This window comes from Marinovum sp. PR37 (assembly GCF_028807375.1).
Lineage (GTDB): Bacteria > Pseudomonadota > Alphaproteobacteria > Rhodobacterales > Rhodobacteraceae > Marinovum > Marinovum algicola.
This window is the reverse complement of record NZ_JARAML010000008.1, coordinates 18,297-38,618: the sequence shown is the minus strand read 5'-3', so window position 1 is coordinate 38,618 and position 20,322 is coordinate 18,297. Positions and strand designations below refer to the sequence as shown.

The window sequence follows — 20,322 nt, the reverse complement described above, 5'->3', positions numbered from 1 at the left end:
CGCCATGGCTATCACACAGGACATCGTCGCCACCTATCGCGGCCCCGGCGAAGTGATGCGCCGGCTGCTGGCGCGCGGCCAGCGCGAGGACCGGGCGCTGGCCATTCTCATGGCAGGCTGCCTTCTGGTCTTTGTGTCGCAATGGCCGCCGCTGGCGCGCCAGGCGCATTTCGACGGGCAGGAGCTTAACCCGCTTCTGGGCGGCGCGCTGCTGGCCTGGGTGATGATCGCGCCGCTGATCTTCTACGGTCTGGCGGCGCTCAGCCATCTTCTGGCTCGCGCCCTGGGCGGGCGGGGCAGCTTTTTCGGCGCGCGTCTGGCGCTCTTCTGGGCGCTTTTGGCGGCTTCGCCGCTGATCCTGCTCAACGGTCTTCTGGCCGGGTTCATCGGCGCCGGGCCGGGCCCCAAGGCGGTGGAGTTCATCAGCTTTCTCGTCTTCCTGTGGTTCTGGATCGGCGGGCTGCGCGCAGCGGAAAGGCCAGAGACATGACCCGGACCGGCTGGCGCGATCTTGTGACCGAAACGCTGGTGGCGCCGCGCGTGGCGGCGGCGCGGCTGATCGTACTCGATCTGCCGCGCCCGGTGCTCTGGCAGGCGCTGGTGCTGGTGATCGTGCTCAATGCGCTGGCCTTCCACCTCGGCATCCTGGCGGCACCGCCCAGCGCGCCGCTGCCGCCAATGATGGCGACGCCTTTCATGTTCGCCCTGACGCTGGGCTGCGGCGCGGTGGTGACAGTCTTTGCCATCACCTTTACCGGCAACTGGCTGGGCGGCGAGGGCGGGCTTGGCGATGTGCTGGTGCTCATCGTCTGGCTTCAGGCGCTGCGGCTCGCGGTGCAACTGGTCGCCACCGTGCTGACCCTGGTGGCGCCGGGACTGGCGCTCATCCTCCTGATGGCCGTGAACCTCTATGGCCTCTGGATCTTCGTGAATTTCATCGATGTGGCGCACCGCTTCGGGTCGCCGCTCAAGGCCTTGGGCGTGATCGCGCTGGCGGGGATCGGCATCGTTCTGGGCCTGGTCCTGATGCTCTCGCTGATCGGGGCCAGCACCGTGGGAGTATCCGCATATGTATGACGTGGCCGCAATCCGGGCCGACTTTCCGATCCTCGGACGCGAGATCAATGGCAAGCCGCTGGTCTATCTCGACAATGGCGCCTCGGCGCAGAAACCGAAGGTCGTGATCGACGCGGTGACCCAAGCCTATTCGATGGAATACGCCAATGTGCACCGGGGCCTGCATTACCTGTCGAACCTCGCCACCGAGAAATACGAGGCCGTGCGCGGCACCATCGCGCGCTTTCTAAACGTGGCCGACGAAGACGAGATCGTGCTCAACACCGGCACCACCGAGGGCATCAACACCGTGGCCTACGGCTGGGCGATGCCCCGGCTGGAGGCCGGCGACGAGATCATCCTTTCGGTGATGGAACACCATGCCAATATCGTGCCCTGGCATTTCCTGCGCGAGCGCCAGGGAGTGGTGATCAAATGGGTCGAGATCGAGGCCGACGGATCGCTCGACCCGCAAAAGGTGATCGACGCCATGGGGCCGAAAACCAGGCTGGTGGCGGTGACCCATATGTCCAATGTGCTTGGCACGCGGGTCGATGTGGCGCCGATCTGCGCCGCCGCCCGCGAGCGCGGCATCGCCACGCTGATCGACGGCAGCCAGGCGGCAGTGCACGGGCCTGTCGATGTCGATGCGCTGGGCTGCGACTTCTATGCCATCACCGGCCACAAGCTCTATGGCCCCTCCGGTTCCGGCGCGATCTTCATGAAGAAGGCGCGCATGGCCGAGATGCGCCCCTTCATGGGCGGCGGCGACATGATCAAGGAGGTGCATCGCGACGGCATCCTCTACAACGACCCGCCGATGAAGTTCGAGGCCGGCACTCCGTCGATCGTGGCGATCATCGGGCTTGGCGCGGCGCTGGAGTACATGATGGGCCACGGCATGGACAATATCGCCGCCCATGAAGCGGCGCTGACCCAATATGCGCGCGGCCGGCTGGACGGGCTGAACTGGCTTCAGATCCAGGGCAAGGCGGCGGGCAAGGGGGCGATCTTTTCCTTCACCCTCGACGGCGCGGCGCATGCGCATGACATCTCGACCATTCTCGACAAGAAAGGCGTCGCGGTGCGCGCCGGCCACCATTGCGCCGGCCCGCTGATGGATCATCTGGGCGTGACGGCGACCTGCCGGGCCTCGTTCGGCATGTACAACACCGAGGCCGAGGTCGACGCGCTGATCGACGCGCTGGAGCTGGCGCACGATCTCTTTGCCTGAGGCGCGATTTTACGCCGATTTGCAATTGCAGCGCCCGCGTACTCTGAGTATAGAGGGCCCTGCACGCACCTGTAGCTCAGCTGGATAGAGCGCTGCCCTCCGAAGGCAGAGGCCAAAGGTTCGAATCCTTTCAGGTGCGCCAAACTTCCCTGAAAAATCCGTTTTTCTCCGAGTGTTGGCCGTCGCTTGCGGGTCCGACTGACACGCTGGTCGAAGGCTGGTTCGCGAACCAAATCGTTCTTGGCACCTTTACGCTGTCAAACCCCGAGGGTGACGCCTTCAGCCTGGCTGTCGATGATCCCCGGTTCGGGGTGCGGGCGACCGCTACCCTCGGGCAATTCGAATTGTTCCTCCTGGCGGGCACGAATATCGACTTCGAGCAGGAAAGCAGCATCGATGTCGCAATCACGGCCACGGAAACCGGCGATGCGGCGCAGAGCGGCCAGACATTCACCGTCAACGTAACCGACGTGAACCGGGAGAGTATCTATGCCGGGGTGGGGATGGCAATGACAGGATCCACGGCAATCAGGGGCGCGACGTGATCGAGGGCGGTTCCGGCGACGACGACCTGCGCGGAGGCACCCTGGCCGACGCATTCCTCTTTGTACCGGGGCGCGGCAACGACACGATTTCCGATTTCGGACATTTCCAGGACGCCATTGTCGTCAGCGTGGCGCTGCTTGGCCCGGCCACGACCGGGGCAGAGGTGATCGCCATGTTCGCCGACACAAGCAGCGGCGTGGCTGTTCCGGATTTCGGAAGCGAAACCATAACTTTCTCGAACCTGACGCACTTTGACGACATGGCGGACAACATCTTTATCGCCTGAAGGCAGGGGCCATCAGCCCCCCAACGCCGCGATATTGCCCGTGTCGGGAAAGCAGGTCGCTTGCCGCCCACGGGCCTCCTGCCAGCGGCCGATCGAGCGGCGCGTCTTGTAACCGGGCAGACCATCGGCGCCGCCGACGTCATGGCCCATCGCCTCGAGCGAGCGCTGCGCGGCGGCGATGTCGGAGCGGAACAGCCTGTCGACCCGGCCCCAAGCCTGGCGGAAATCGCCGACGTTGAAACGAATGCGGTCGCCGACATGGCCGACAAAGAGCGCATAGAGGTCGGAGGTGTTGTAATCCTTGAGCACGTAGAAGTTCGGCGTCACCACGAACGCCGGCCCATGCCGCCCGGCGGGCATCATCAGATAACCTTCGCCGGGCAGCTCATGCGCCGGGAAGGGCCGGCCCGAGACCCGGGTGATGCCCATGGCGGCCCAATCGGCGATCGGGCGGCCCTGATCGGGGCCTTCCAGCGTGCAGGAGACCGCATCCGGCACCATGACCTCGAACCCCCAGTCGCGGCCGGCAACCCAGCCGTGTTCGGCCAGATAATTGCCGATCGAGGCGATGGTATCGGCCTCGGAGCGCCAGATGTCGGCCTTGCGGTCGCCATTGCCGTCGGCGGCGTAGTTCAGAAAGCTCGAAGGCATGAACTGCGGCTGGCCGAGCGCGCCGGCCCAGCTGCTCTTCATCGCGCTCTCCGGCGCGTGACCGGCTTCGGCGATCTGCAACGCGGCGATCAACTCGGCGCTGAAATATTCCGCGCGGGTCGACATGAAACCCTTGGTGCCCAGCACGCGAAAGACATTATGCGGGATTGCCACCCGACCATAGCCGCTTTCCCGGCCCCAGATGGCAAGGATGATGCGGCCCGGCACGCCGGTGCGCCGCTCGGTCTGCGCCAGCGCGGTGGCGTGGCGTTGCGCCATCTGCTTGCCGATGCGGGTGGCGCCGTCGATGGAGTTGCGATTGAAGTACTTCGACGGCGCGCCGAATTCGGCCTGCCGCTGACGTTTCGGGGTCTCGGGCGCGGTGCCGGGGGGCACCAGATCCGGCAGGTCCCAGTTGAGCGTGACCCCGGAAAAGGCCGCGTCAAAGGTGGCGCGCGAGACGCCCTTGGCCCGGGCGCGCGGCCAGATCTCTGACTGGATCCAGGATTGAAACTGTCGCTCGATGGCCGGCTTGTCCTGGGCCTGCGCGGTCATGGCCAGGAAAACGAGGGTCACGGACAAAAAAAACGCACGCACTGGGAACCTCCGGATATCTGGTGGGTTGTGGACATGGAACGTAACGAGGAAGGGCGGATATATCACCCGGTTTGCCAGTCACAGCACGGTGATGCCGCAGCGCAGGATCACAATTTGACAGGCGGCCCTGTCGATTTCTATTGTGTTCGTCCGCCTGTGGACTGCCAAGGTCTGTTGCGCCATCTCCCCGGATGCGCAGCTTTGATGGCAGGGCCCCGGTGTGACGAAACCGGAGGAGAAAAACAAAACGCCGCCCAGATGGACGGCGTCAATCAGACTTGGGCGTGGCAGCCAGGTTAGCGGCCCCAGGAACGGACCGCGCCGCAATCCATGTGCACGAAGTTCGAGCTGGAGTACCGGCCGACGCCGCCTGCGCGACAGGCGGTGGCTGCCTTGGCGATCTGGTTGACCGAACGGCCCTTGAGGCTCACGTCGGCCGCCTGGCCCTTGAGGTGCAGCGAGTTCTTGGCAACGCCGCTGGAGCGCGCGCGCAGCATCGCATTGGTTTTCGGGCTGCGGTATCCCGACAGCAGCATGTAAGGCTCGGGCACATCAAGCAGATTGTGCGAGGCCGCCAGAATGTCGATGGCACGAAGATCGATGTACTTCACATCGTTGGTGCGCCAGTCGCGCATGAATTTGTGGACCTCTTCGACCGCATCCTTGATATAGTCGCCCTCGACCCAATAAATCATGTCGAGCCGTTCGCCCGTCCGGGCCGAATACATCTTTATGCGTCGGATGTCGCCGCCGCCGCGAAGGAAGCCTGCTGCGTTGGAGTAGGTCGGTGCCGCTGTGACCAAAGTTGCCGCGAACGCGCCCAATAGGCCACGCCGCGAGATACCGCTGCCGCGAAGTTCTGTCATGTTGTATTGCGCCTGTCTGTCGCTCTCTAAAAGTTCAGCCCGCGATGTTACGCGGAACCTGCCATCTCATCCCCAGATGCGTGGTCTGTATGCCACATTGGGGATTTTTCGCCAACCGGAGATTCCCGCATGGCTGGCGTCTCGCAAAAGTTGGGCGAAAACTTGCTCAATATTCAAACTTCACGGCAAGAATGCGCACAAAACCCCCGATTCTTGTCCCCTGTCAATTCATGGGAAAGTCTCGGAAGTGTGCGTTACAGTACTTAAGAATATGTGAGTAGACAGAGGGATAAGACAGACTAATTATTGTCTTGTTTAATTAATTGAGCTTCGGAGGGACGGGATGACGCAGTCGCAAAAGGCCAGTGGATTCAGATCGCTGATGGGAGGCGTGGCCCTGGCGATTGCCATACTGGGCCTCCCGTCTCAGCCCGCGTTTGCGCAGGTCACCGCCTTCAAGCAGGCGGTGGCGGAATCCGCCTCGGCGGACCGTGACATCGCCGCGTTCTATCGCGAGACCGGGTTCGCGCCGATCTGGACCGGCGACAGCGACATCCACCGCGCCCGTCGCGCCGCACTCTTGCAGGCGGTTTCCCGCGCCAGCCTTTACGGGCTGCCGGCCGACAAGTACCATCCCGACGTCCTGCGCGGCAAACTGGCCTCGGTGCAGGGCGAGCGGGCGCTCGGTGCGCTCGAGGTCGAACTCAGCGAAACGCTGGTGCTGTTCTCGCGCCATATGCAGACCGGGGTGCTGAACCCGCAAAAGGTCACCAATGGAATCAAGCGCGAGGCGCCGCTGCGCGATCCGATCACCTATCTGCGCGATTTCGCCTCCGGCGATCCAGACGCCTTCTTTCGCACCATCGTGCCGACCTCGGCCGAATATACCCGCCTGATCCGCGCCAAGTTCGAACTTGAGCGGGTGGTGGCCTCGGGCGGCTGGGGCGCGCTGGTGCAGACCGACAAGGTCAGCCCCGGCGACAGCGGTGCAGCCGTTGTCGCGCTGCGCAACCGGCTGATCGCCATGGGCTACCTCGACCGGTCCAATTCGGCGACCTACGACAATGCGCTGCAAAAGGCGGTTCAGGACTATCAGGTCGATCAGGGGCTGGAGCCCGACGGCGTCGCCGGCGCCGCCACCCTGCGGGCGATCAACGTGCCAGCCTCGGAACGGCTGAAATCGGTGCTGGTGGCGATGGAGCGCGAACGCTGGTTCAACCGGCCGCGCGGCGCGCGGCACGTGCTGGTCAACATCCCCGATTTCAAGGCGCGGATCATCGACAACGACAAGGTCACCTTCGAGACCCGCTCGGTGGTGGGCAAGGACACGCCCGACCGCGAAACGCCCGAGTTCTCGGACGTCATGGAATACATGGAGATCAACCCGTACTGGAATGTGCCCCGGTCGATCGCCTCCGAGGAATATCTGCCGGCGATGCGGCGCAATCCCTATGCCGCGGGGCATTTGCAGGTGATCGACGGCCGTGGCCGCGTGGTCCCGCGTTCGTCGATCAACTTTGCCCGCTATTCCGGCCGGACCTTCCCGTTCAACCTGCGCCAGCCGCCGTCGGACAAGAACGCGCTGGGACTGGTCAAGTTCATGTTCCCCAACAAATACAACATCTATCTGCACGACACCCCGGCCAAGAGCCTGTTCTCGAACGAAGTGCGGGCCTTCTCGCATGGTTGTGTGCGGCTGAACGATCCGTTCGACTTTGCCTATGAGTTGCTGTCGCGGCAGACCGACGACCCTGTCGACTTCTTTCAGACCCGCCTGCAATCGGGCCAGAACATCCGCGTTCCTCTGGATGAGCCGGTGCCGGTGCATCTGATCTATCGCACCGCCTATACCGATGCCAAAGGCCGGCTCAAGTTCCGCGCCGACATCTACGGCCGCGATGCGATGGTCTATCGCGCGCTTCAGAATGCAGGGGTGGCGTTGACCTCGGTTCAGGGTTAGACCGGGCTGCGCAACGATTGCGAGGCGCAGGATGACCTATACGGTACAGGACATTGCGGCGGCGCTCGGCTGTGAGGCAGCAGGCGCCACCGACATTTCGATCGAGGCCGTGCGGGAACCGGCAGAGGCCGGTCCAGAGCACCTTGCCTTGGCGATGAAACCCGAATTTGCCGAAACCCTGTCGCAGGGCAGGGCGCGTGCCGCGCTGCTCTGGACCGGCGCCGATTGGCAGGCGTTGGGGCTTGAGGCGGCGATCTTTGCCCAACGACCGCGTTTTGCGCTGGCGGGCCTGTCGCAGATGATGGACCCCGGAGCGCGTTATCCTCAGGGCATCCATCCCACCGCGGTGATCGACCCTTCGGCCGAGATCGGCGAAGGGGTGACCATCGGGCCGCTGGCCATGGTCGGACCAAATGCGGTGATCGGCGCCCGGTCGGTGATCGGACCGCAATGTTACATCGGGGCCGAGGTGCGCCTGGGCGGAGACGCGCTGCTGCATGCCCAGGTAACCGTGGCGCATGGGGTCACCATCGGCGCGCATTTCATGGCGCAGTCCGGCGCCCGGATCGGGTCTGACGGCTTCAGCTTTGTCACCCCGGAAAAGAGCGGCGCCGAACGCGCCCGCGAGACATTGGGCGACCAGGGCGAAGCCAAGGCGCAATCCTGGGCCCGGATCCATTCTCTGGGCGGGGTGACCATCGGCAATGATGTCGAGGTGGGCTCGAACACCTGCATCGACAGGGGCACCGTCCGCGACACCGTGATCGGCGACGGCACCAAGATCGACAACCTCGTGCAGATTGGCCACAATTGCATCATCGGCAAGGATTGCCTGATCTGCGGTCACGTTGGCTTTGCCGGTTCGGTCAAGACCGGCAACAACTGCGTCTTTGGTGGCCAGACCGGGATCGCCGACAATCTTTTCATCGGCGACAACGTGATCAGCGGCGGCGGCACGACGATCCTGTCGAACGTGCCAAGCGGCCGCGTCATGCTCGGGTATCCGGCGACAAAGATGGATGTCCAGACCGAAAGCTACAAGGCAATCCGCCGCTTGCCCCGGTTGATGCGGGATGTCGCAGCGCTTAAAAAAGCGGTTTCCAAGCAGGGCGAGAGCGACTAAATCACCGGAGGATCACAAGGCGGGGAGACCATCCGATGGACGTTAAGGACAAGGTTGTCGAGATCATTGCGGAACAGGCCGTTCTGGAAAAATCCGATGTCTCCATGGACAATACGCTCGAGGATCTGGGAATCGACAGTCTCGGGCTGGTCGAGAGCATCTTTGCGATAGAAGAGGCCTTCGATATCTCGATCCCGTTTAATGCGAACGAGCCCACCGAAAGCGATTTCGATATCTCGTCGGTCGGCAGCATCGTTGCCGGCATCAAGAAGCTGATCGCCGAGCAAAAGGGCTAGGCCCTGAGCAGATAACAGAGCGGGGCAGGAAGTCATGAAACGGGTTGTCATCACCGGCGCCGGAACCGTCAATGCGCTGGGGCAGAATGTGCCCGACACGATGGCGGCCATGCGCGAGGGACGCTGCGGCATCGGCACGCTCGACATCGCCGATCTCGACCGCCTGGCGATCAAGATCGGCGGACAGGTCCGCGATTTCGACCCGGAGGCCTGGTTCAATCGCCAGCAACTCTCGCTCTATGACCGCTTTACCCAATTCACGCTTGTCGCCGGCCGCGAGGCCATGGCGCAGTCGGGGCTGGAGTTCACCGACGAACTGGCGGCGCGGGCCGGGGTGATCCTGGGCAATTCCGGCGGCGGCATGAACACGCTGGATGAAAACTACCGCTCGGTCTACGAGGACGGCAAGAACCGGGTGCATCCCTTCGTGGTGCCCAAGTTGATGAACAATGCCGCGGCCAGCCATGTGTCGATGGAGTTCAACCTCAAGGGCCCGTCCTTCACCGTGTCCACCGCCTGCGCATCCAGCAACCACGCGATGAGCCTTGCCTTCCAGATGGTTCAAGGCGGCATGACGCCGGCAATGGTCACCGGCGGCTCCGAGGCCATGCTCTGCTTTGGCGGCGTCAAGGCCTGGGAAGGCCTGCGGGTGATGTCCAAGGACGGCTGCCGGCCGTTCTCGGCCAACCGCAACGGCATGGTCCAGGGCGAGGGCGCGGCGGTCTTTGTTTTCGAAGAGCTGGAGCACGCCCGCAAGCGCGGCGCCGACATCCTCGCCGAAGTCGTGGGCTTTGCCATGTCCTCGGATGCCTCGGACATCGTCATGCCGTCCAAGAGCGGCGCCGCACGGGCCATTCGCGGCGCGCTGGTCGATGCACGGGTCGATGCGACCGAAGTGGGCTATATCAACGCCCATGGCACCGGCACCGCCGCCAACGACAAGACCGAAAGCGCGGCGGTGGCCGATGTCTTTGGCGCCCATGCCGACAAGCTGATGATCTCTTCGACCAAGTCGATGCACGGTCACCTGATCGGCGGCACCGGCGCGGTCGAGCTTCTGGCCTGCATCATGGCGGTGCGCGACGGGGTGATTGCGCCCACCATCGGCTATGAGGAACCCGACCCGGAATGTGCGCTCGACGTGGTGCCCAACGAGGCGCGTGAGGCCGATGTCGACGTGGCGCTGTCGAATGCCTTTGCCTTTGGCGGATTGAACGCCGTTCTGGCGCTGCGCCGGTTCTGAGCATTTTTACCTGACATGTGAGGACGGCTGGCGGTGGGCTGGCTTTTGCTGCCGTGTCGCCGGGCGGGGCCGGGAGCCTTGTCGAGCGCGGGGTGGCGTATTTTGAAAGAGAAGAAGCCCGGGGGTGGTGAGACCTCCGGGCTTCCGGCGTTCTGGCAGGGGTGGGCCCTGTCAGATCATTGCGCGCGCTCGGCCGCATAGGCGATGGCGCGCTGGTAGTTGCCGCTGTCGTTCCAGGCCGAGAGAACCCGGAAATTCGCGGTGCCCTGGCCAAAGGGCGCGCCGGCGCGCCAGCCGTTGCGGGCCAGCATATTGGCCGCCGAGGCCAGCGCATCGACCGCGTTGTAGGGATCGGCCCGGCCATCGCCATTGCCGTCGACGCCATAGCGCAGCCAGTTGCCGGCGAGGAACTGCATATGCCCCAACTCGCCCGAGGGGCCGCCGCGGGTGTTGGCGGTGATGATGCCGCGATCGACCAGTTGCAGCGCCGCGATGGCGTGGCTTTCGAACCGGGGATGCCGGCGGCAGTAAGAGGCCAGCGTCACCGCACCGCCGACGATCGGGGTTTCGCCGAGATAGCCGCCCCAGCTTGTCTCCAGCCCCCAGATCGTGGCCAGCACACTGCCCGGCACGCCAAAACGCTGCTCGATCGAGGCAAAGGTGTTGGGGTTTTTGGCCATGCGCGAACGGGTGCGCTGGATGAAGGCATCGGCAGAGCTGCCGGAGCGTTTGGCGAGGAAGGTTGCGGGGTCTCTTTGCAGGGTGCCGCTCTGGCTGGAGGGATTGGATTCGAACCGCCAGGTGATGCCGGAGAGCTGCGCCGATTGCAGCGCCTGCATGCCGCGCGGGCCGACGCCGCTGGCCTGGGCATCTTGCGCCAGCCCGGCCTTGTAGCCTGAGAAGGCGCCTTTCGAGGTGATGCATTGTGCGGCCTCTACGGCCGGAGCGGCGAGGCCCGCGACAATTGAAAAAACAATGGTGAAACGGCGCATGAAAATGTCCTTGTGGCAAGTGATCTCTCGCCATGAAGTGTAGCGGGCGCGGGGATCGCGTCCAGAAATTTTCGGGCAGACAGATCGCGCCGTTCCGGAAAAACGAAAAGGGCGCCCCGAGGGACGCCCTTCCGCATTGCGTGCCGGGCCGGGCTTCGGCCCGGCGCAGCCTCAGCAGCTGTAGTACATGCCGAACTCGACCGGGTGCGGCGTGTGCTCATAGAGCTCGATCTCTTCCATCTTGAGCTCGATATAGCCTTCGATCTGGTCCTTGGTGAAAACGTCACCGGCCAGCAGGAAGTCCATATCGGCTTGCAGCTCTTGCATCGCCTCGCGGAGCGAGCCGCAGACGGTGGGGATGCCTTCGAGCTCTTCGGCCGGCAGGTCGTAGAGGTTCTTGTCCATCGCCTCGCCGGGATCGATCTTGTTGGTGATGCCGTCGAGACCGGCCATCAGCAGCGCGGCAAAGCACAGGTAGGGGTTGGCCGAGGGATCGGGGAAGCGCGCTTCGACACGTTTCGCCTTGGGGTTCTCGGTCCACGGGATCCGCACGCAACCCGAGCGGTTGCGGGCCGAATAGGCGCGCAGAACGGGCGCCTCGAAGCCCGGGATCAGGCGCTTGTAGCTGTTGGTCGACGGGTTGGTGAAGGCATTGAGCGCCTTGGCGTGCTTCAGGATGCCGCCGATGAAATACAGCGCTTCCTGGCTCAGGTCGGCGTATTTGTCGCCGGCAAACAGCGGCTTGCCGTCTTTCCAGATCGACATGTTGCAGTGCATGCCGGTGCCGTTGTCGCCATAGATCGGCTTCGGCATGAAGGTCGCCGACTTGCCGTAGGCCTGGGCCACGTTGTGGATCACGTATTTGTACTTCTGAAGCTCGTCCGCCTGCTTGGTGAGCGAACCGAAGATCAGGCCCAGCTCGTGCTGGCACGACGCCACTTCGTGGTGGTGCTTGTCGACCTTCATGCCCAGACGCTTCATGGTCGAGAGCATTTCGGAGCGGATGTCCTGGCCGTCGTCGATCGGGTTGACCGGGAAGTAGCCGCCCTTGATGCCGGGACGGTGGCCGGTGTTGCCCATCTCGTATTCGGTGTCGGTATTCCAGGAGGCGTCGAGCGCGTCGACCTCGTAGGAGACCTTGTTGATCGAGTTCGAGAAGCGGACGTCGTCGAACAGGAAGAACTCGGCTTCCGGGCCCCAGTAGGAAATGTCACCGATGCCGGAGGACTTCAGATAGGCCTCGGCCTTTTCGGCGGTGCCGCGCGGGTCGCGGTTGTAAGGCTCGTTGGTGTCGGGCTCGACCACCGAGCAATGCACGCAGACGGTCTTTTCGGCATAGAACGGGTCGATATAGGCGCTGTCGCAATCGGGCATCAGCTTCATGTCGGAGGCTTCGATCGATTTCCAGCCGGCGATGGAGGAGCCGTCGAACATGAAGCCCTCTTCGAGGAAATCCTCGTCGACTTCGCTTTCGATCACGGTCACGTGCTGGAGCTTGCCGCGCGGGTCGGTAAAGCGGATGTCGACATAGGCGACGTCCTCGTCCTTGATCAGCTTGAGCAGGTCTTTTGCGCTCATTTGGTCATTCCCTTGATTGGTTTTTCAGTGTCGTGATCCCGGAGACGCTCCGGGGTCTGATGAGTGGTCACGCCTTGCAGGAGGCCCCGGATCAAGCCCGGGGCAGGCGGCTCTGCGTCAGAGCGCGTCGGAGCCTGTCTCGCCGGTCCGGATGCGGATCGCCTGTTCGACCGGGGTGACAAAGATCTTGCCGTCGCCGATCTTGTCGGTCTTGGCCGCCTCGACGATGGCTTCGATCGCGCCGTCGACCTGATCGTCGTCCAGCACCACCTCGATCTTCACCTTGGGCAGGAAATCCACCACATATTCCGCGCCGCGATACAGCTCGGTATGGCCTTTCTGCCGTCCGAAGCCCTTGACCTCGACCACGCTGAGGCCCTGGACGCCAACGTCTTGCAGCGCCTCCTTGACCTCATCAAGCTTGAACGGCTTGATGATTGCCTCGATTTTCTTCATGTGGTGCCTCCTCGCAAAGGGTGTTGAGCCGCTCAGACCACTTCTCACCGGGGGCTACAATTGTGTAGGGTTCGGGAGGGGCGGATTTGGCAGGTCGCGAAAACCATGCGCCCAAAGAACGGGCGGTTTGCACATAAATCAAGCAGAATTGAATCTTGGGGTGATCGATGAGTGAATTGCTGACCGGCGCAGAGATGCGCGCGCTCGAACAGGCGGCGATTGCGCGGGGCGATGTGACCGGGCTGGAGTTGATGGAGCGCGCCGGCGCCGGCGTGGTTAGGGCGGTGCTCGAGACCTGGCCCGGGATCTGGCCCGAGCTCGGGCAAGGCGCGCCGCGGGCGGTGGTGCTCTGCGGGCCGGGCAACAATGGCGGTGACGGGTTTGTCATTGCGCGGCTGTTGCTGGCGCGGGGCTGGGCGGTCGAGGTCTTTCTCTTTGGCGATCCGGCAAAGCTGCCGCCGGATGCCCGCGCCAACCATGACCGCTGGCACGCGCTTGGCGCGGTGCGACCGCTGGAGGAGACATCGCTCGACGGGTATCTCGAGGCGCATCCCGAAACCGCGCTGGCGGTGGATGCGCTCTTCGGCACCGGGTTGACCCGGCCGCTCCGCGACCTGCGGGGCGTTCAGGCGGTGCTGAGCCACTGGCAGGCCGCCGCTGCGCCACAGGTGGTGGCGGTCGATCTGCCCAGCGGGCTCTGTTCGGACAGCGGGCGCTACCTGGGCCGGGATCGGGACGATCCGCCGGGCCGCGTGGTGCGAGCCAATCTCACGGTCAGTTTTCACCGGCCAAGGCTGGGGCATCTGCTGGCCGAGGGGCCTGAGGCATGCGGCGCGCTGGTGGTGCAGGATATCGGACTTGCGCCGTCACCGGAGGCGGTCCCCGGCCCTGCACGGCGGGTGGACGCGCCGCCGGCCGAGACGCTTGCCAAGGGTGGCGGGCACAAGTTCTCGCACGGCCATGCGGTGGTGATCTCGGGCGGCTTCGGCAAAACCGGCGCGGCGCGGCTGGCCGCGCGCGGCGCGCTGCGGATCGGCTCCGGGCTGGTGACGCTGGGCGTGCCGGGAGCGGCGCAGATGGAAGTGGCGGGCCAGATCACCGGGTTGATGATGACGCGGGTGGAGGATGGTGCGGCGCTGGCCGCGCTGCTGGAGGACGGGCGGATCACCGCGCTCTGCCTCGGGCCGGGGCTGGGGCTCGACAGGACGCGGGCGCTGGTGCCGGTGGCGCTGGATCAGGCCGCAGAGCGCGCCCGGCCGGCGCGCGGCGTTGTGCTGGATGCCGATGCGCTGACCGCCTATCGCGACGATCCCGAGGCACTGTTTGCCCGGCTGCACACGCGCTGCGTGCTGACGCCGCATGACGGCGAATTCGCCCGGCTTTTTCCCGATCTCGCGGCGCGGCTTGGCGATACACCGCACGCGGGCCCGGCCTATTCCAAGGCAGACGCCGCACGCGATGCGGCCCGGCGCGCCGGCTGTGTGGTGGTGTTCAAGGGCCCCGATACGGTGATCGCAGATCCGCAGGGGCGGGTCGCGGTCAATGCCGGGGTCTATGATCGCGCCGCGCCCTGGCTGGCCACGGCAGGCACCGGCGACGTGCTGGCGGGCTTTGTCACCGGATTGCTGGCGCGCGGAATGGCCCCGATGCCGGCGGCGCAAACCGCCGCCTGGCTGCATGTTGCCTGCGCCCGGCATTTCGGCCCCGGTCTGATTTCCGAGGATCTGCCCGAGGCGCTGCCCGCGGTGTTGCGCGCGCTCTAGGCCACACCCAAGGCTGTGGGCTGCCGGGTGCCGCAGGCGATTTCGATGCCATCGGCATAAAGGATATGCGGCGCGTCGAAATGCAGCTCGATCAGGCGCAGTTTTTCATGTCCGCCCCGGGTGATGAACTGGCCGTCCACCAGCCGCGCGGCGGGCACCAGCACCTCCTTGGCGCCGAACAGCGCCTCGGCGCGCCAGTCGCGCACCAGCACCGGTTGGCTGGCCGGCAGCACCAGGTCGGTGTCGGGGCGGGTGTGGCCCAGAGATCCGGCCCGGATCCGCACCGTGGCGCAGCGAACCTCGCGCAGCACGACCTGGCGCAACAGCGCCATGCCGGTGTCGCGGGTGATGATGCGGTCGCCGGGGCTGAGATATTGCACCGGCATTTCGCCATCCAGCGTCCACAGCCGGGTGCCGGCGATGAGGCCATTGATTTCGGAATTCGCGCGCTCTTGGTGCCGGACAAGGTCCGGCTGGGCAACCTGCTCACCTGCGCGCCCGACCACGTTGGGATTCATGGGCTTACCTGCTCTACTACTTGTTTTGTTTTTTTCACAGGTTATCTCAAGAACCGGTAAATGTCCTGATATTTTCGCGCCGCTATCCGAAATCCCCTCGCATCCTCTTTCGAGCTTTGCTAGAGACCGGCGGGCGCGCGCGGTTCCGCGGGGCGCAAGGATGCGGGTGTGGCGGAATTGGTAGACGCACCAGATTTAGGTTCTGGCGCCGCAAGGCGTGGGGGTTCAAGTCCCTTCACCCGCACCACTCCTCGCCCCGAGCAGAGGATTTTCGCATGACCCGCCCCCTCTCGATCACCGTCATCGGCCCTGGCAGGGTGGGGCAGACGCTGTTGCGCCTCGGTCACAGCTCCGGCGTTTTCGAGCTTGCCGATATCCTCGCCCGGCGGCCGGATGCGGCAGCGGCGGCGCGGGATTTCGCCGGCGGCGGCCGCGCCATCACCGGGTTCGAAGACCTGCGCCCGGCCGATCTGTTTCTGCTCACCGTACCCGACGATCAGCTTGCCGGCGTTGCCGGTGACCTCGCCCGTCAGGGCCTTCCCCCGGCCGTCGCGGCGCATTGCAGCGGCTTTCACCCGGCGGCGCTGCTGGCGCCGTTGGCAGAGGCCGGCTGGCAGACCGGCAGCGCGCATCCGGTGCTGTCCTTCGCCGATCCGGCGAGCGCCGCGCGCCAGTTCCCCGGCTGTTTCTGCGGCATCGAGGGCGCGGCGGCAGACCGGCTCTCGGAGGTCTTTTCGACGCTCGGCGCGCGCTGCTTTCCGATCCGCGGCGAGGCCAAGGCGCTCTATCACGCGGCGGCGGTGATTTCGAACAACTTCACCACCGTGCTTCAGGGCCTCGCACAAGAGGCCTGGGCCGAGGCCGGCGTGCCCGCGGCGGTGGTGACCGACCTGCATGCGACGCTGCTGCGGGGCACGGTCGCGAATGTCCTGGCCAAGGGGCCGCAGGCGGCGCTGACCGGGCCGGCGGCGCGCGGCGATGCGGCGGTGATCGGGGCCCAGGGCCGCGCGGTGACCGAATGGCAGGCGGAGGCGGGGGCGGTCTATGACCTGCTCAGCGCCATGGCCGCTCGGCTCAAGTCAACCGGGCGCACCGGCTCAGGGCAGGAGCGACAGCCAGACCCAGATCGTCAGGATCGACAGCCCGGTGGCGATCAGCACCGATGAGGCCGCCACCCGCTTGGCCACGCCGTACATATTGGCAAAGACATAGGTGTTGATCCCCGGCGCCATGGTCGCCGTCAGCACCGCCGAGCGGAGCGCCCCGGTGGACAGGCCGGTGATCGTCGCCATTGTGTAGGTGATCGTCGGGTGCAGGATGAGGGAAACGGCACAGACCATTGCGATAATGCGGAAATCTCCGTCAGGACGATAGCGGTACATGACCCCGCCCATGCCAAAGAGCGCGCAGGGAATGGCCGCACGTACCACCAGATCGATCCCGTCGGTGGCCACCTGCGGCAGCGCGAAGCCCGAGAAATTCACCACAAAGCCCAGCATGATGCCAATCACCAGCGCGTTGCGGAACATTGCCTTGAGCACCTTGGCCGGCATCTGCCGCGCCGGGGTGCCGCGCGAACGGGCGATCTCCATCGCGGTGATGCCGAGGCCGTAGCAGAAGGGCGAATGCAGCGCCACGATGGCATAGTTCGGCCCCAGCGCCCCGGCGCCATAGGCGCTTTCGGTGATGGCGATGCCGAGCATCACCGAATTGGCAAAGAGGCAGCAGAAGCCGATGGCAACCGAATCCTCCCAGGCGCGCTTGAAGACATAGCGCCCCGCCAGCAGTCCGACGACGAAGCCGGTGAATGACCCGGTGTAGAAACTGAGCAGCAACGCGAGGTCGAAATGCGCCCCGAGATCGAGCCGCGAGATCGCCTGGAACAACAGCACCGGGATGGCGATCTTCTGGGTGAAATCCATCAGGCCATCGATGGCGCCGTCGCTGATCCAGCGGCGCCAGACGGCGAGATAGCCGGCGCCGATCACCAGGAAGACCGGCAGGATGACCTCGAGCAGCGCCTGCATGTCAGCCTTGCGCCCCGCGGCCGCCGTGGCGTGGGCGTATTTGGAAAGAGAAGAAACACCAGGTCATGCAGGAAGTGTCAGCTGCATGAGATCGTAGGCCGGGGTGATGTGGTCGGGGGTTTCGGCCTCCAGCGTGGCATAGTCGAGATCGATATGCATGTTGGTCAGCACCGCCCGCCGCGGCGCGGCGCGGGTGATCCATTCGAGCGTCCGCGCGAGATGGGCATGGGTCGGATGCGGCTTGCGGCGCAGCGCGTCGACGATCCAGATGTCGAGCCCTTGGAGCAGCGGCCAGGCCGCCTCGGGGATCTCGGCGACATCCGGCACATAGGCCAACCCGGCAATGCGAAAGCCCAGCGCGTCGATCGATCCGTGGTTGACCTCGAACGGGGTGAAGGTGATCGGCCCGCCGGCGCCATCGACGGTGACATCGCCGGCGATGGTGTGCAGGTCGAGGATCGGCGGATAGGGCGAGCCCTCGGGCTGGGCGAAGGCATAGCCGAACCGCGCCAGAAGCGCGTCCTGCGTCGGCCCGTCGGCCCAGACCGGCAGCCGGGTCTTCATGTTGAAGACGATCATCCGCAGATCGTCGATGCCATGGGTGTGATCGGCGTGAGCATGGGTAAAGATCACCCCGTCGAGTCGGCCGGTGCCGGTGTCGAGCAACTGGCTGCGCAGGTCGGGCGAGGTGTCTATCAGCACCGAGGTGATGCCGCCCGGGCCCACCCGCTCGACCAGCATCGAGCAGCGGCGGCGGATGTTTCTGGTGTTCTCCGGGTCGCAATCGCCCCAATGGCCGCCAAGCCGGGGCACGCCACCGGACGAGCCGCAGCCGAGAATGGTGAACCGATAGTGATCGCTCATGACGGCGACCACGCGGCGGCCTTGGCGAAAAGCCGTTCGAAATTGGCTTCGGTCCGGGCGGCGAATTCGCCGTAGTCGAGGCCGAAGGTTTCCGCGGCCTTGCGGGCGGTGTGGGCGGTATAGGCCGGCTCGTTGCGCTTGCCCCGATGGGGCGGCGGCGCAAGATACGGCGCATCGGTCTCGACCAGGATGCGGTCGAGCGGGGCGCCGGCAAAGATATCGCGCAGCTCGGCGCTTTTCGGAAAGGCGGTGATGCCCGACATCGACAGGTAGAAGCCGAGGTCGAGGGCGCGTTTGGCCAGCGCGGCGCCCGAGGAAAAGCAATGCATCACGCAGGAGAACGGCGCATTGCGGTGCTCGGCGGCAAGGATTTCGGCCATGTCGTCATCGGCGGCGCGGGCATGGATGATCAGAGGCAATTCGGTCTTCTGCGCCGCCTCGATATGGATGCGCAGGGATTTCTTTTGGATATCAGCGCTCTCGGAGGTGTAATGATAGTCGAGCCCGGTCTCGCCGATGCCGACGAACTTGGGATGATCGGCCAGCGCCACCAGCGCATCGGTGGTGACCAGCGGTTCGTCGGCGGCGCTCATCGGGTGGGTGCCGGCGGCATAGAAGACCGGATCGTAGGTCTCGGCCAGGGCCCGCACCCCGGGTTCGTTCTTCAGTTTCGTGCAGATGGTCACCATGCGATGCACCCCGGCCTCGACGGCACGGGCGACAATGGCGTCGCGCGCGTCATCGAAATCGGGGAAATCGAGATGGGTGTGACTGTCGGTGATCTTCGGGTTGCTCATGATCCGCCTCAGGCGGCCAGGTCGGACGCCGTTTTCTGGAGTTTGATCATCGTATCTAGGATGAGCGCGGCAGGGTCAAGATTGACCGCCCGGCCGTGGCGGCTGCGTTCGGAAATCTGCTGACCGATTTCGGCCCAGGCGCGGGCGCGGCGCAGATCGGGGGCGAGGCGGGCAAAGATCTCGGCCTCGTTTCTCGCCGCGGCGGGCTGTGGCATCTGGCCGGAGGCGCCGGCGCGGGCCAGCCGGATCAGCGCCAGGTCAAGCAGCGAAAAGATGGTGTTGACCCGGTCCTCGGCGCCACGCGCGGTGGCGGCCTCGGCCAGTGCCAGCGCACGGGCCCGGTCAAGCTGGGGCAGGGAGCCCAGCAGCGTCAGGATCGCGGTATAGAGCTTCGGCCCCTCGTTGAGCGACAGCCGGATCGCATCGCCGACCGAGCCGGCCGAAAGCGCAGCCAGTGCCTCGGCCTCCTCGGGGGGCACGGCGACGCCGGCCTGGTCGAGCGCGGCGGCCATGTCGGGCGGCGAGAGCGGGCGCAGGTGCAACATGCGGCAGCGCGAGCGGATGGTGGGCAGGAGCGCCGAGGGCTGGTGGGTGACAAGCAGCAGCGTGGCGCGCGCCGGCGGCTCTTCCAGCAGCTTCAGCAGGGCGTTGGCGGCACTGGTGTTCATCTCGTCGGCGGCATCGACGATCACCACCCGCCAGCCGCCATCCGCGGCCGAGAGCGCAAAGCGCGATTTCAGTTTGCGCACCTCGTCGACGGTGATTTCGGCCTTGAGCCGCTTGGCGCGGTCGTCCCAGGGCCGGGTGAGCTTGAACAGCCCGGGCTCGGATCCGGCGGCGATGCGGCGGGCGACCGGGTGATCCTCGGGGATATCCAGTGAGCGGGGCGGCGGCTGCGCGCCGAACAGACCGTCATCGGCCGCGCCGGGCGGATGGGCGATCAGGTGTCGGGCGATGCGCCAGGCCAGCGTCGCCTTGCCGGTGCCGCGCGGCCCGGCGATCATCCAGCCATGGTGCAGCCGGCCCGAGGTGACGGCCGCGAGAAAGGCCTGCTCGGCCGCGGCCTGGCCGAGCAGCCGGGCGGTGTCGCGCGGGTGAGGGGCGCCTTCGGTCTGGTCGGGCTGGGGACGGTCGTCACTCATGTGCTCAGGTGTAGTGCGGCGGCGTGCCGGACGGAAGGGGGGATCTGGCCTTTGGCGGTGGCACCGGCGCGGGCGCGCGCGTGCCTTGCCGGGAATGTCCCGCCCCGGACCTGATCCGGGGCCCCTTGGTTCGTCACGGGAGAGGTCCCGGCGCGGGGGCCGGGACGGGGAGGTCCTGTAGCGGCCGCCTTGCGTCTGGACCGGCGGCCACCGCCGTTTGCTCTGAACCCTGCGCAAACGCGCGCGTGCCTTGTCGGGCGTGTCCCGCCCCGGACCTGATCCGGGGCTCCGTGGTTCGTCATGAAAGAGGTTCCGATCGCCACGGGA

At 65.5% G+C, this 20,322-nt stretch carries 21 protein-coding genes, 2 tRNA genes and 1 pseudogene; 14 read left to right on the top strand and 10 right to left on the bottom strand.

The window, feature by feature from the left end; translation table 11 throughout:
* Positions 1–4 precede the first annotated feature (4 nt).
* The 6 genes from PVW49_RS09000 (at position 5) to PVW49_RS08975 (ending at position 3,122) form a co-directional block, all read left to right on the top strand.
* The gene (locus PVW49_RS09000; protein ID WP_274590401.1) at positions 5–490 is read left to right on the top strand and encodes a YIP1 family protein; all 486 of its coding nucleotides are present in this window, start codon (positions 5–7) and stop codon (positions 488–490) included.
* Complete coding sequence (locus PVW49_RS08995; protein ID WP_048531295.1) at positions 487–1,077, top strand: YIP1 family protein; 591 nt, start codon at positions 487–489, stop codon at positions 1,075–1,077. The genes PVW49_RS09000 and PVW49_RS08995 overlap by 4 nt, the downstream gene beginning before the upstream one ends.
* Positions 1,070–2,290, top strand: coding sequence for a cysteine desulfurase (locus PVW49_RS08990; protein WP_274590400.1), 1,221 nt, complete (start codon positions 1,070–1,072; stop codon positions 2,288–2,290). Before PVW49_RS08995 ends, PVW49_RS08990 begins: the two co-directional genes overlap by 8 nt.
* 65 nt (positions 2,291–2,355) lie before the next feature.
* A tRNA-Arg gene (locus PVW49_RS08985) sits at positions 2,356–2,432 on the top strand.
* Positions 2,425–2,835, top strand: coding sequence for a cadherin repeat domain-containing protein (locus tag PVW49_RS08980; RefSeq protein ID WP_274590399.1), 411 nt, complete (start codon positions 2,425–2,427; stop codon positions 2,833–2,835). Before PVW49_RS08985 ends, PVW49_RS08980 begins: the two co-directional genes overlap by 8 nt.
* Entirely contained in the window at positions 2,739–3,122 is a 384-nt protein-coding gene (locus tag PVW49_RS08975; protein WP_338020385.1) for a hypothetical protein, read from the top strand. Before PVW49_RS08980 ends, PVW49_RS08975 begins: the two co-directional genes overlap by 97 nt.
* Positions 3,123–3,134: 12 nt before the next feature.
* Here the strand turns inward: PVW49_RS08975 and PVW49_RS08970 are convergent, their stop codons facing one another.
* Together PVW49_RS08970 and PVW49_RS08965 are read right to left on the bottom strand one after the other, a co-directional pair.
* Positions 3,135–4,328 carry a lytic murein transglycosylase gene (locus PVW49_RS08970; protein ID WP_274563226.1) on the bottom strand — a complete coding sequence of 398 codons (1,194 nt, stop codon included), beginning with the start codon at positions 4,326–4,328 and terminating at the stop codon, positions 3,135–3,137.
* 338 nt (positions 4,329–4,666) lie between these two features.
* Positions 4,667–5,236 (bottom strand): YcbK family protein, encoded by a 570-nt coding sequence (locus tag PVW49_RS08965; RefSeq protein ID WP_048531336.1) that lies wholly within the window; start codon positions 5,234–5,236, stop codon positions 4,667–4,669.
* A gap of 343 nt (positions 5,237–5,579) precedes the next feature.
* Between PVW49_RS08965 and PVW49_RS08960 the strand changes: the two genes are divergently transcribed.
* The 4 genes from PVW49_RS08960 to PVW49_RS08945 are packed head-to-tail and all read left to right on the top strand — an operon-like array spanning position 5,580 to position 9,858.
* Complete coding sequence (locus PVW49_RS08960) at positions 5,580–7,196, top strand: L,D-transpeptidase family protein (RefSeq protein WP_274590397.1); 1,617 nt, start codon at positions 5,580–5,582, stop codon at positions 7,194–7,196.
* A gap of 31 nt (positions 7,197–7,227) precedes the next feature.
* The gene (gene lpxD, locus PVW49_RS08955; RefSeq protein WP_074834907.1) at positions 7,228–8,319 is read left to right on the top strand and encodes a UDP-3-O-(3-hydroxymyristoyl)glucosamine N-acyltransferase; all 1,092 of its coding nucleotides are present in this window, start codon (positions 7,228–7,230) and stop codon (positions 8,317–8,319) included.
* Between the two features lie 35 nt (positions 8,320–8,354).
* Positions 8,355–8,615, top strand: a complete 261-nt coding sequence (locus tag PVW49_RS08950) for an acyl carrier protein (protein WP_048531340.1) — start codon at positions 8,355–8,357, stop codon at positions 8,613–8,615.
* A 34-nt stretch (positions 8,616–8,649) separates the two neighbouring features.
* Positions 8,650–9,858 (top strand): beta-ketoacyl-[acyl-carrier-protein] synthase family protein, encoded by a 1,209-nt coding sequence (locus PVW49_RS08945; RefSeq protein ID WP_074834906.1) that lies wholly within the window; start codon positions 8,650–8,652, stop codon positions 9,856–9,858.
* A gap of 176 nt (positions 9,859–10,034) precedes the next feature.
* On the opposite strand, the gene PVW49_RS08940 is transcribed toward PVW49_RS08945, so the two are convergent.
* The 3 genes from PVW49_RS08940 to PVW49_RS08930 all read right to left on the bottom strand — a co-directional run bounded on the left by PVW49_RS08940 (position 10,035) and on the right by PVW49_RS08930 (position 12,884).
* The gene (locus PVW49_RS08940) at positions 10,035–10,850 is read right to left on the bottom strand and encodes a lytic murein transglycosylase (RefSeq protein WP_274590396.1); all 816 of its coding nucleotides are present in this window, start codon (positions 10,848–10,850) and stop codon (positions 10,035–10,037) included.
* 171 nt (positions 10,851–11,021) lie between these two features.
* On the bottom strand, positions 11,022–12,428 hold the full coding sequence (glnA, locus tag PVW49_RS08935) for a type I glutamate--ammonia ligase (protein WP_048531345.1): 1,407 nt from the start codon (positions 12,426–12,428) through the stop codon (positions 11,022–11,024).
* Positions 12,429–12,545: 117 nt separating this feature from the next.
* A complete protein-coding gene (locus tag PVW49_RS08930) occupies positions 12,546–12,884 on the bottom strand; it encodes a P-II family nitrogen regulator (RefSeq protein WP_048531347.1) in 339 nt (112 codons plus the stop codon).
* Positions 12,885–13,051: 167 nt separating this feature from the next.
* Between PVW49_RS08930 and PVW49_RS08925 the strand changes: the two genes are divergently transcribed.
* Positions 13,052–14,647: an NAD(P)H-hydrate dehydratase gene (locus PVW49_RS08925; protein ID WP_274590395.1), complete on the top strand. Its 1,596-nt coding sequence runs from the start codon at positions 13,052–13,054 to the stop codon at positions 14,645–14,647.
* Here PVW49_RS08925 and PVW49_RS08920 read toward each other — a convergent pair.
* Positions 14,644–15,165 (bottom strand): Hint domain-containing protein, encoded by a 522-nt coding sequence (locus PVW49_RS08920; protein WP_083415931.1) that lies wholly within the window; start codon positions 15,163–15,165, stop codon positions 14,644–14,646. The two genes, PVW49_RS08925 and PVW49_RS08920, sit on opposite strands and share 4 nt — an antisense overlap.
* A 162-nt stretch (positions 15,166–15,327) precedes the next feature.
* Here PVW49_RS08920 and PVW49_RS08915 point away from each other — a divergent pair.
* The 3 genes and pseudogenes from PVW49_RS08915 to PVW49_RS23740 all read left to right on the top strand — a co-directional run bounded on the left by PVW49_RS08915 (position 15,328) and on the right by PVW49_RS23740 (position 16,331).
* Positions 15,328–15,412: transfer RNA gene (locus PVW49_RS08915), tRNA-Leu, on the top strand.
* A 25-nt stretch (positions 15,413–15,437) separates the two neighbouring features.
* A pseudogene (locus PVW49_RS23745) lies at positions 15,438–15,785 on the top strand (hypothetical protein); the annotation flags it as partial.
* Between the two features lie 15 nt (positions 15,786–15,800).
* Entirely contained in the window at positions 15,801–16,331 is a 531-nt protein-coding gene (locus tag PVW49_RS23740; RefSeq protein WP_420415974.1) for a DUF2520 domain-containing protein, read from the top strand.
* Here the strand turns inward: PVW49_RS23740 and PVW49_RS08905 are convergent.
* The 4 genes from PVW49_RS08905 to PVW49_RS08890 all read right to left on the bottom strand — a co-directional run bounded on the left by PVW49_RS08905 (position 16,263) and on the right by PVW49_RS08890 (position 19,995).
* Complete coding sequence (locus PVW49_RS08905; protein ID WP_048531353.1) at positions 16,263–17,192, bottom strand: AEC family transporter; 930 nt, start codon at positions 17,190–17,192, stop codon at positions 16,263–16,265. The genes PVW49_RS23740 and PVW49_RS08905 overlap by 69 nt on opposite strands.
* A gap of 63 nt (positions 17,193–17,255) precedes the next feature.
* A complete protein-coding gene (locus PVW49_RS08900) occupies positions 17,256–18,056 on the bottom strand; it encodes an MBL fold metallo-hydrolase (RefSeq protein ID WP_274590393.1) in 801 nt (266 codons plus the stop codon).
* The gene (locus PVW49_RS08895; protein ID WP_274590392.1) at positions 18,053–18,853 is read right to left on the bottom strand and encodes a TatD family hydrolase; all 801 of its coding nucleotides are present in this window, start codon (positions 18,851–18,853) and stop codon (positions 18,053–18,055) included. The genes PVW49_RS08900 and PVW49_RS08895 overlap by 4 nt, the downstream gene beginning before the upstream one ends.
* Before the next feature lie 8 nt (positions 18,854–18,861).
* Positions 18,862–19,995 carry a DNA polymerase III subunit delta' gene (locus tag PVW49_RS08890; RefSeq protein ID WP_274590391.1) on the bottom strand — a complete coding sequence of 378 codons (1,134 nt, stop codon included), beginning with the start codon at positions 19,993–19,995 and terminating at the stop codon, positions 18,862–18,864.
* Positions 19,996–20,322: the final 327 nt, after the last annotated feature.

What these genes read in the sequence shown, in the direction of transcription:
- PVW49_RS09000 (WP_274590401.1), top strand. Translation starts at nt 5, where the DNA reads ATGGCTATCACACAGGACATCGTCGCCACCTATCGCGGCCCCGGCGAA.
- PVW49_RS08995 (WP_048531295.1), top strand. Translation starts at nt 487, where the DNA reads ATGACCCGGACCGGCTGGCGCGATCTTGTGACCGAAACGCTGGTGGCG.
- PVW49_RS08990 (WP_274590400.1), top strand. Translation starts at nt 1,070, where the DNA reads ATGTATGACGTGGCCGCAATCCGGGCCGACTTTCCGATCCTCGGACGC.
- PVW49_RS08970 (WP_274563226.1), bottom strand. Translation starts at nt 4,328, where the DNA reads ATGACCGCGCAGGCCCAGGACAAGCCGGCCATCGAGCGACAGTTTCAA.
- PVW49_RS08965 (WP_048531336.1), bottom strand. Translation starts at nt 5,236, where the DNA reads ATGACAGAACTTCGCGGCAGCGGTATCTCGCGGCGTGGCCTATTGGGC.
- PVW49_RS08960 (WP_274590397.1), top strand. Translation starts at nt 5,580, where the DNA reads ATGACGCAGTCGCAAAAGGCCAGTGGATTCAGATCGCTGATGGGAGGC.
- lpxD (WP_074834907.1), top strand. Translation starts at nt 7,228, where the DNA reads ATGACCTATACGGTACAGGACATTGCGGCGGCGCTCGGCTGTGAGGCA.
- PVW49_RS08950 (WP_048531340.1), top strand. Translation starts at nt 8,355, where the DNA reads ATGGACGTTAAGGACAAGGTTGTCGAGATCATTGCGGAACAGGCCGTT.
- PVW49_RS08945 (WP_074834906.1), top strand. Translation starts at nt 8,650, where the DNA reads ATGAAACGGGTTGTCATCACCGGCGCCGGAACCGTCAATGCGCTGGGG.
- PVW49_RS08940 (WP_274590396.1), bottom strand. Translation starts at nt 10,850, where the DNA reads ATGCGCCGTTTCACCATTGTTTTTTCAATTGTCGCGGGCCTCGCCGCT.
- glnA (WP_048531345.1), bottom strand. Translation starts at nt 12,428, where the DNA reads ATGAGCGCAAAAGACCTGCTCAAGCTGATCAAGGACGAGGACGTCGCC.
- PVW49_RS08930 (WP_048531347.1), bottom strand. Translation starts at nt 12,884, where the DNA reads ATGAAGAAAATCGAGGCAATCATCAAGCCGTTCAAGCTTGATGAGGTC.
- PVW49_RS08925 (WP_274590395.1), top strand. Translation starts at nt 13,052, where the DNA reads ATGAGTGAATTGCTGACCGGCGCAGAGATGCGCGCGCTCGAACAGGCG.
- PVW49_RS08920 (WP_083415931.1), bottom strand. Translation starts at nt 15,165, where the DNA reads ATGAATCCCAACGTGGTCGGGCGCGCAGGTGAGCAGGTTGCCCAGCCG.
- PVW49_RS08905 (WP_048531353.1), bottom strand. Translation starts at nt 17,192, where the DNA reads ATGCAGGCGCTGCTCGAGGTCATCCTGCCGGTCTTCCTGGTGATCGGC.
- PVW49_RS08900 (WP_274590393.1), bottom strand. Translation starts at nt 18,056, where the DNA reads ATGAGCGATCACTATCGGTTCACCATTCTCGGCTGCGGCTCGTCCGGT.
- PVW49_RS08895 (WP_274590392.1), bottom strand. Translation starts at nt 18,853, where the DNA reads ATGAGCAACCCGAAGATCACCGACAGTCACACCCATCTCGATTTCCCC.
- PVW49_RS08890 (WP_274590391.1), bottom strand. Translation starts at nt 19,995, where the DNA reads ATGAGTGACGACCGTCCCCAGCCCGACCAGACCGAAGGCGCCCCTCAC.